This window comes from Nostoc sp., assembly GCF_036916735.1.
Classification (GTDB): domain Bacteria; phylum Cyanobacteriota; class Cyanobacteriia; order Cyanobacteriales; family Nostocaceae; genus Nostoc.
Window position 1 is genome coordinate 18,591 of record NZ_JBALFV010000109.1, and the last position, 8,518, is coordinate 27,108.

The 8,518-nt window shown below is 43.1% G+C and carries 7 protein-coding genes, 1 tRNA gene and 1 pseudogene; 2 read left to right on the plus strand and 7 right to left on the minus strand.

Features of this window, described 5'->3' with window-relative positions; all coding sequences use genetic code 11:
• Positions 1-105: 105 nt before the first annotated feature.
• Positions 106-2,586 carry an ATP-binding protein gene (locus tag V7L20_RS27620; RefSeq protein ID WP_334747139.1) on the minus strand — a complete coding sequence of 827 codons (2,481 nt, stop codon included), beginning with the start codon at positions 2,584-2,586 and terminating at the stop codon, positions 106-108.
• A 7-nt stretch (positions 2,587-2,593) separates the two neighbouring features.
• Positions 2,594-3,661, minus strand: a complete 1,068-nt coding sequence (locus tag V7L20_RS27625; RefSeq protein ID WP_334747140.1) for an AAA family ATPase — start codon at positions 3,659-3,661, stop codon at positions 2,594-2,596.
• A 215-nt stretch (positions 3,662-3,876) separates the two neighbouring features.
• Between V7L20_RS27625 and V7L20_RS27630 the strand changes: the two genes are divergently transcribed.
• Positions 3,877-4,665, plus strand: coding sequence for a hypothetical protein (locus V7L20_RS27630; RefSeq protein ID WP_334747141.1), 789 nt, complete (start codon positions 3,877-3,879; stop codon positions 4,663-4,665).
• Here V7L20_RS27630 and V7L20_RS27635 read toward each other — a convergent pair.
• The 5 genes from V7L20_RS27635 to V7L20_RS27655 all read right to left on the minus strand — a co-directional run bounded on the left by V7L20_RS27635 (position 4,662) and on the right by V7L20_RS27655 (position 7,937).
• Positions 4,662-5,822: an aminotransferase class V-fold PLP-dependent enzyme gene (locus V7L20_RS27635; protein WP_334747142.1), complete on the minus strand. Its 1,161-nt coding sequence runs from the start codon at positions 5,820-5,822 to the stop codon at positions 4,662-4,664. The genes V7L20_RS27630 and V7L20_RS27635 overlap by 4 nt on opposite strands.
• A gap of 42 nt (positions 5,823-5,864) precedes the next feature.
• A tRNA-Asn gene (locus V7L20_RS27640) sits at positions 5,865-5,936 on the minus strand.
• Between the two features lie 158 nt (positions 5,937-6,094).
• The gene (locus V7L20_RS27645) at positions 6,095-6,646 is read right to left on the minus strand and encodes an NYN domain-containing protein (protein ID WP_334747143.1); all 552 of its coding nucleotides are present in this window, start codon (positions 6,644-6,646) and stop codon (positions 6,095-6,097) included.
• Between the two features lie 327 nt (positions 6,647-6,973).
• Entirely contained in the window at positions 6,974-7,651 is a 678-nt protein-coding gene (locus V7L20_RS27650; protein ID WP_334747144.1) for an energy-coupling factor ABC transporter ATP-binding protein, read from the minus strand.
• 13 nt (positions 7,652-7,664) lie between these two features.
• Positions 7,665-7,937 carry a hypothetical protein gene (locus tag V7L20_RS27655; RefSeq protein ID WP_334747145.1) on the minus strand — a complete coding sequence of 91 codons (273 nt, stop codon included), beginning with the start codon at positions 7,935-7,937 and terminating at the stop codon, positions 7,665-7,667.
• A gap of 417 nt (positions 7,938-8,354) precedes the next feature.
• On the opposite strand from V7L20_RS27655, the pseudogene V7L20_RS27660 reads away from it, so the two are divergent.
• A pseudogene (locus V7L20_RS27660) lies at positions 8,355-8,518 on the plus strand (photosystem II D2 protein (photosystem q(a) protein)); the annotation flags it as partial.

Sequence of the window (8,518 nt, forward strand, 5' to 3'; positions counted from 1 at the left end):
TTTCCAAATATATAAATCCTAAGTCATTTGTGAAAAAAATCTATTGCCTATTGTCTGTTACCTGCCTCCAGGACTAATTTCACAACTTAAATAGAATTGCCTATATTACTCTTCTTCTAGTAACTGTTCTACATATTTTTGCACCAAAGGCACTTGAAAAGTATTGCCTTCTTGAGTCAAAATTTCTTTTCGCGTTAGTTTGCGGATAACACCTTTGTCTTGCTGCGTGGGAGTTTCCCCGTAGATTAAACGCCGCAGGAGAGAGCGATCGCTATCTGTTAAATTTGTCCATAATTCCTGAAAATACTGATCCCCTCGCTCCAGCACAACAGGAATAATCTCTTTAACATCTTGTGCAGTCGCTTTTGCTGTATTTGCTTCTCGTCTGTTTCTTCTAATATTGCTGTTTAGCGACTCCACCAACTCGTAACACACCAACTGAACCAGAAAAGGCTGACAGCGAGTAAGTTGGATAATTGCATCTACAGCAGTTGGTTCATAGATATTGTGGAAGTTCTCCACTGGATGTAAAATCAAATCGCGGGCTTCTGACTCTTGCAAGAAAGTCATTCGCAAAGCACGAGTGTTAATTAGATAATCACTCCAGTAATCGTCAAGTTCAGATAACTCCTGTGAACCACTAAAAAGTAAAATCCATTTCTGGTGGTGTTGCAGCAGGTTACGAATAAAGTTGAGTGGCGCATGGCTGCTTGTTGCTTTCACTACTTCATTCAGGCGTTCATATTCATCCAGACACAGAAGAAATCGCTGACCAGGGTTGTTGCGTTCTACTTCTGCTAACCAAGTTTGCAGCGCTGGAAATGGATCTTCAGCTAGTTTATTGGCATCTGGATTAGGCAAGTATACTTTGCGGGGTAATCGCCGTGCAGCTTCGATAAATTGTTGAGCTAAATTCTCAGCCAATCCTTTTAAGGTTGTAGCTGCTGCTGCTCCTTGTAAATCTACTAGCAAAGGTACAACATTTGCTTGTACTCTGTAAGGTAGATATTTCAGCGCTGAGGTTTTCCCTGTTCTCCGCCCACCATAGAGTAACAACACTGGCGGTTGCTCAGAAAGTGCCAAAGATTCGATTTCCTCAAATATGTCCTTTCGCCCTTTGAAACGATTTTTCGCTGTTTCTGGGTCTAGCGAGTTACCAGCAATATAAACTTGCCGAATTTCTTTTGATTGCTGTGCCTGTTCGTTTAAAGTGCGCTGCGCCGTCTCTAGTATACTTAGCCAGCTTTGTGCAGTGTTGCCAAAAGAGACAGCAACGCCAGCATCTTTTGTCAAAGCTAGACTTTGCCTCAGTTGGCGTAATGTCTTGATGGGAATTTTAAGTAACTCATATTTACGATAAGGTGAAGTTGCTTCCTCTGATGCCCGTACATTCTGACTAATATCCAAAAATTGGGGTAGCACTGTGCCAAGTTTGTTTGGTGGTGGTGAGGGAATCCAGGCTAGTTGGTTAGAAATCTCCTCAATATCTCCCAACCTCTGACAACGATTGAGAATATCTACAGCAATACCAAAAATTGCCTGTGCTGCAACTTTTTGCTGGTTGGTGGAAGAGATTAGATAATCAATAGTTTCACGGGCAGCAGCTGGGTTGTTTCGATAAGCTTCTACAATCATCACATCCATAAAAGGCAGAGGCAAAATAATCAGTTCATCAAAGCGAGGGGGCATATATCGCAAACAATTTACCCGTTTTCCATTGGGAGACAACAAGAACAAAGTGAGTATCCACAGTAATTCTGGCAACCAGAAGTAAACCCGCAACACACCGAAAATCCACGCCACCGCAAACGCCACGCCTACCGCCACGCCTAGCGCCACGCCTCCCGCCACGCCTACCGCCATGCCTCCTGTCATGCCTCCCGCCACGCCTAGCGCCACGCCTAGCGCCACGCCTAGCGCCACACCTACCGCCACGCCTCCTGCCATGCCTCCCGCTACACCTCTGGCCACGCCGAACGCCATGCCGAACGCTACGCCGAACGCCACGCCTCCCGCCACGCCTCCCGCCACGCCTACTGCCACGCCGAACGCCACGCCGAACGCCACGCCTCCTGCCACGCCTCTTGGCACGCCTCCCGCTACGCCGAACGCTATGCCTACCGCCACGCTTCCCGCCACGCCTACCGCCACATCTGATAAAAATCTAGCTGCAAAAAAAAGGAGTACAGTAACAAGGAAAATAACTAGCCTATAAATAACTAGCCTATTTTGATTACCACCACGGTCTAGAAGCCTTCCTATAAACCAGCCCATCAAAAAAACACAGCTTTTGAACCAGTCAAATGATTTACCACTAACCAGAATGTAAACTGGTGCCACCAGCAATACAGCAACCATCGGAACTACAGCAGTTAGCCACCAAGCTTGCCCAGCATAGCGATACAGGCGTGGGTTAGTGCGAAACTCAGCTCGTTTAGCAAAAGGGTTCTGTGTCGGCTTCAGTTCTGGATGAATATCCCGCAGCCAGCGTTCAAAGGTAAAAGGTTTGAAATAGCTCCAATACAAAAGGCGCACGCATTCAGCGACATAATTCCAAAACCCTGGTCTTGGAGACGTGTTACTCATCACTGTTTCACTTAATAATTTTTTTCAACCAGCACTGTACTTCAGACTGGCTCAGTAAACCTGCTAGACCCAAACCAATGACAATCAGAATCACCATTCCCATGATCCTGTTTTGAACATCATCCCAATTTGTGCCAATAAATGTGCTTAAACGACCCAGACGCAACGGTATATTCCATAACCAACCCAGCAATGATTGCCACCACTTTCCTTTTGCTTTGAATTTAGGATTTGCAAGCTGTTGCTCAAACTGCTGTTTCGCCCACTTGATTGGCTTGCCTTGTTGACGTGCTTCCCACAAATAGTAACCAGCCAATTGCAACTTGTAAGGATGACGATTACCCCACTGCTGGGCATGATTCTGTTCATCTACACTCAAAGCTGCACTATTTGTAAAGCGAGTTGGTAAGCGCGACAGTTCAATAGCCTCATCTGTAGTTAGTTCTTTCAAATAAATAGTGTGACCAATATTGAAAAAACTAGAGCCAAAGTGATAGTCGTTAGCATAAACATCCAGTTTTTTACGGGAAGCCACCACTAGCATCAAGGCATTGCTATCTATCAGCGATCGCAAATTGTCATAAAATCCATTATCGAATTTCTCAGGATATTTCAAAAGGCTTTCAAAATCATCCAAACAGAGAACGGGTAGCTTTCCTTGCTGTTTCCATTGCTTAACCGCATCTGAAAATGCTTGACGATTAAGCGGTTTAGTCTTCCAAGGATTTTGTAGACTGCGTTGTTGCCATCCCGGAACGTGACTCAGTAAACCTTCGGCTACAGCCTCATAGAAACCCGTTTCAGTTTGGCAATTTACACCCCGTAACGGTAGGTAAATTACCACATAACGACTGCTGTTGTTTAATACTCGTTGCTGCCAAGTCAGAACAAAATAATGCAGCAACCAAGATTTACCAATGTGCTTCTCACCAACTATATTAATACTTGTAGGCTGTACACCAGTCATCCGAGATGCGATCGCGTGTAATTCATCTTTACGACCGACAAACAGCCTGGGATCTTCAATCATCCCCGCAGCCACAAAAGGATTGGAAGGCAGCCCTCCAGAAGTCATGTAAAGCCTTATCCTAGTTTCAGCAATTGAAGTGCAATCACTAAAAGAATAGCGCTAGCCCCATAATGTTTTTGTAATCTGCTATGCTTTTGCCATATCATGACAAGCCACAATGATTTCTAACATGAGATTAAAAAGCAAATCATTTCAATCTGCGATGCAAAAATCTGAATTTCGTGTGTGGACTGCTTTGAGTAAAGACTACAGTTACAACAATGAGACTCAAAATATTAGAGCAAACTCCAACATTATTAAAACTACGACTCAAGCCAGCAGCCATCCTCTACTGGTTATTTGGTGGACTATTTGTGGCAGGAGGCGTTTTATTGATAACGACACTGGCAAAGACAACTACTTTTACTTGTAATCGGGTTGAACCCACTCAAGAAAATTGCCAATTAATTACTAACAGTATTTTAAATTCTCAAGTTAAAAATTGGAATCTCAAAGAGGTGCTTGGTGCAAAAGTAGACACTAGTAAGACTGCTGGAAATAGTTATCCCTTGGTACTTCTGACGAGAAATGGTTCAGTTATCATAGATTTAGTAAATGCAGACAGCACTCACAAGGAATCTAACGCTAGACAAATCAATGCCTTTCTTAAAAACTCACGAGAATCAAAATTAATAATTCATGAAGATAGTCGTTTGTGGACTTATCCTCTAGGTTTATTCTTAATTGCCAGTGGTGCTGTTTGCATTATTTATATGCTGATGAATAATATAATTATTTGCATTTTCGATAAAACCCTTGACAAAGCAACTATTAAACGTGAAGGTTGGTTTGGTAAAGAAGTTATTGAAGCTAAACTCTCAGAAATATCAGGGCTGAATATGAATGCAGTCGCAATTGACACAGTAACAGGCACAAGTTCAACTATTTACAATATTGTCTTAAACTTGGCATCTAAGAAAAATATTTATTTAGCTGCTGGCCCAATGTTTACTGCTAAGAGTGCAGAACAAACCATTGAAGCGATCGCCAGTTTCCTCAAACTAGATTAACCTGAGAGCAACCCCTTTAAAACTTTTGCCAAATACTCATACTGCTCTAAAGTATTGTAAATCTGCGCCGAAATCCTTACCAACAGCCGAGGTTTTTCCTGCCACGGTATCATCGGCACTTCAATGCCAAACTTATCAAACAACTCATCATGTATAGACATAAAATCGTGGTTTTCCCAAGTCGCAGGCATTGGCACAACCGCCATTGAACCAATCATCTCTTCTGGACAAGGCGGCTGCACTTGTAGCGCTTCACAAAGTAGCTGTCTTCCCTGCAACACTAGCTGATGATTTTGCTGTCTCAATTCTGTCCATCCACCAGGTAGCAACGAACCCATAAAAGCGATCGCTTCTGGCACACACATATAAGCCGTATAATCGTCTGTACCTGTCCAGTCAAATTCCAACTGAAAGCGGGTTTTATCAGTGCGTGGTGAATTTGTCCCGTGGCTAATTGTCAAAGGACGAATTTCTGACTGTTTATCTCGTCGCACATACAAAAATGCTGCCCCTTTGGGCGCACACAGCCATTTATGACAGTTCCCGGTGTAATAAGTTGCGCCAATCTCTTGCAAATCGAGGAGAATCATTCCAGGCGCATGAGCACCATCTACCAATGTATCTACACCCCGTTGTTGCAACTCCTTCACTAAGTCTTGAATCGGGAAAATTAGACCTGTCTGACTGGTAATATGATCTAAAAGTGCTAATCGTGTTTTTGGTGAAACTCGCTCAATTACTGCTCCCACTACTTCTTGTGGGGAGTCAATGGGGAAAGGAATTTTTGCTACTACCACCCGCGCACCAGTGCGACTGGCAACAAAATCAAGTGCATTGCGGCAAGCATTATATTCATGGTTGGTTGTAAGTATCTCGTCCTCTGGTGAAAACGTCAGCGACCTCAACACCGAATTAACGCCAGTCGTCGCATTGGGGACAAATACTAAATCCTGGACATCAGCACCTATAAACACTGCCAGCCTACTTCTGGCATCGTCTAGCAGAGGTTCCCATTCCCTACCAAAAAAGCGTAAAGGTTCTTTTTCTAGCTGCGATCGCAGTCTTTGTTGAAACTCCAGTACTTGTTTCGGACAAGCACCAAAAGATCCATGATTCAGAAATATCACAGCCGAGTCAAGCGACCATAAATTTCTCATGGATAATCTAGAATCCAAAATTTAAAATCCAAAATTTTTAAACTCCCCAGGCCGGATTCGAACCAGCGACCAATCGATTAACAGTCGATCGCTCTACCACTGAGCTACTGAGGATCACTCACGATTTATAATCTTAGGCCTAAAAATAGGATTTGGCAAGTACTTTCGCCAATATTTTTTTAGATTCTTAATTTATATATAAAATTTTTGCAACCAAAATTCAATCAGGAACTTAAGCAGAGACTTTTGAATATTAATATCTACATTAATATTTAGTGTAATCCCATTCGTAATTCAGCCAGACGCTGCCGCGCCTTAGCATCAATGGCATTAGCTAAAAACCTACTCTTAGATTGTTTGCGCGTATGATACTTCTGTCGCATCCGACAGACGGTAGCTTCTACTTCCCCACAGAGTTGTTGTGCCGATAACCATTCAGCCCCATATCCTTGTATCATCAACTGCTGTGCCCGATCTGATGTAGCAACAATTACACGAGGAATCAAAGACTGAGCTATTTGCTGGCGCATAGACGCACAGGACTTTTCAATATAAGTATCTGCTGTCTGTCCAAAATCAGTGTAATAAACTGATAAAAGCTCAGTAATTATTTCTTTATTGCTAGAGGAGTTCTGATATTGGGCATCAAAAACTATTTGAGTTGCATAACCTTGAAACGCACTATAACCTGTCATCGCTTCTACAAGTTCACCCCGTGCTGCCTCTAGTCCTACACTATCACGCGTTTTTTTAAGGCAAGGCCAAGCGCCAATTATATTATAGCCGTCTACTAACAAAACGGCTTGGAGTAAGGAACGGGGCATGGTTTTTAATCACAATTTTCTAGAGTTAACAAAATTCATTCATAAGTTTTATAATAATTGATGCATAGTCTGTAACACTATGCTACACAAAATAAAAAATACGGCAGCTTTACAAAAATAGAACCTAAGACAGACCTACCAACTTAAAACGCGCCTTTGTTTTACAAGGCGGGTTGCAGTTTTTTCCAGTAGTAATAAAAACAAAAGGTATTGAGTTAAAAAATAACTATAATGATTGAGTATGTAGGTTATGAAAGACTGAGTACTTTTTACTTTACTCAGCACGGGCTAAACCATAGCTATCCGCTAACAGCACTCAGCACTAAATTAAGAGGCTTCGCTGTTTACCTCCATTAGACGTTGTTTGAGGTGTTGAGGTTCACCCTTATCTACCAGAGAGCCTTTTTCAAGCAAGAAAGCGCCATCACAGTAATTTAACTCGTCTAATCGATGTGTCACCCAAAGTGCTGTAATACCTCGACTTTTAACAAGGCGGCGCACACCAGCAACTAAATCCAACTGGCTATCTGGATCTAGTAAGGCAGTGGGTTCATCTAATAATAAGACTTCACAGCGACGGGCAATCGCACCAGCGATCGCGACTCGCTGTTTTTGTCCCCCAGAAAGTGCATAAATAGGGCGTCGTAGGAGAGTAAGCAAATTCACCGCTCCTAGCGCCTCCTCAACCCTTGCTCTAGTGGCAGCAGGTGGTAACTTTTCTTGCACCAATCCAAAAGCCACATCAGCACCAACCGTTGGCATCACCAGTTGATGATCCGGATTTTGGAAAACAAAGCCAACAGGGTGCAAAACTCGAATTTCCCCAGACTCAGGAGCTAATAGCCCCGCCAGCAGCCTAAGTAACGTTGATTTTCCACTGCCATTTGTACCCAAGAGCATCCAAAACTCGCCCTTGGGTACTTCTAAAGAGCAAGATTTGATAACTTTCTCTCCATTAGGCCAACTGAAATTTAAATCCTTGACCTCAATGCCCACTTGAGCCATTTGTCAACCTTGCTTACTCAGCAGCTACAGCGAAAAAGCCAGGGGGTCTACCACCACCAGGGCTTGTACCATCTTTCTGAACAATCTGCACCCCAGAAATTTCACTAGCGCGGACAGCAATTTTTTTCTCTGTCTTGCCCTCGCACTTGAGTTCTACAATGTCAGGGTTACCAGAGCGTATTGCTGCCAAAATCAACTGATAGACAGCCTCAGCATCCTCTGCTGACTTACGTTGTACTGAGATAGGGAAAGCAGTGTTTCTGATGCTTAAATCGATGGTAAACATTTAGCAATAATCAAATTTAACTGTGGACTCATTTTAGCGTCAGCTGACTGATTCTTGGGAAATGGGCATTGGGCACTTGTCCTGAGCGTCTTGCCCTGAGTGGCACCGAAGGGAGCCCAAGGGTGTAGTCGAAGTATTGGGCATTGGGGACAAGGGGAAGGGAAAAACTTGTTGCAAGTTCTAACTTTTATCACTTTGTCACCTTGTCCCCTACTCCCTCATCTTGATAAAAAATTAATTTTTATTACAAAACCCCTAGAAAAATTAGCAATTTACACCTATTATAATTAAAGGTGTGTAAAAAATTGTAAACTTGGTTAATAACCCGGTTAACTTTCTGCTTATAGATGACTTAAGTTTTTGCCATCTATAATACAGATACAACCTGTACTTATAAACATTTGGAGATTTGCTCTAATGACCATCGCAGTTGGACGCGCCCCTAGTAGAGGGTGGTTTGACGTTTTAGACGACTGGCTCAAGCGCGATCGCTTTGTATTCGTAGGTTGGTCAGGGATACTATTGTTCCCCTGCGCCTTCCTAGCACTAGGCGGTTGGCTGACCGGCACCACCTTCGTCAC

Coding starts and splice junctions, on each gene's coding strand:
- V7L20_RS27650 (WP_334747144.1), bottom strand. CDS start 7,651: ATGGCTCAAGTGGGCATTGAGGTCAAGGATTTAAATTTCAGTTGGCCT.
- V7L20_RS27645 (WP_334747143.1), bottom strand. CDS start 6,646: ATGCCCCGTTCCTTACTCCAAGCCGTTTTGTTAGTAGACGGCTATAAT.
- V7L20_RS27625 (WP_334747140.1), bottom strand. CDS start 3,661: ATGACTTCTGGAGGGCTGCCTTCCAATCCTTTTGTGGCTGCGGGGATG.
- V7L20_RS27620 (WP_334747139.1), bottom strand. CDS start 2,586: ATGAGTAACACGTCTCCAAGACCAGGGTTTTGGAATTATGTCGCTGAA.
- V7L20_RS27655 (WP_334747145.1), bottom strand. CDS start 7,937: ATGTTTACCATCGATTTAAGCATCAGAAACACTGCTTTCCCTATCTCA.
- V7L20_RS27630 (WP_334747141.1), top strand. CDS start 3,877: ATGAGACTCAAAATATTAGAGCAAACTCCAACATTATTAAAACTACGA.
- V7L20_RS27635 (WP_334747142.1), bottom strand. CDS start 5,822: ATGAGAAATTTATGGTCGCTTGACTCGGCTGTGATATTTCTGAATCAT.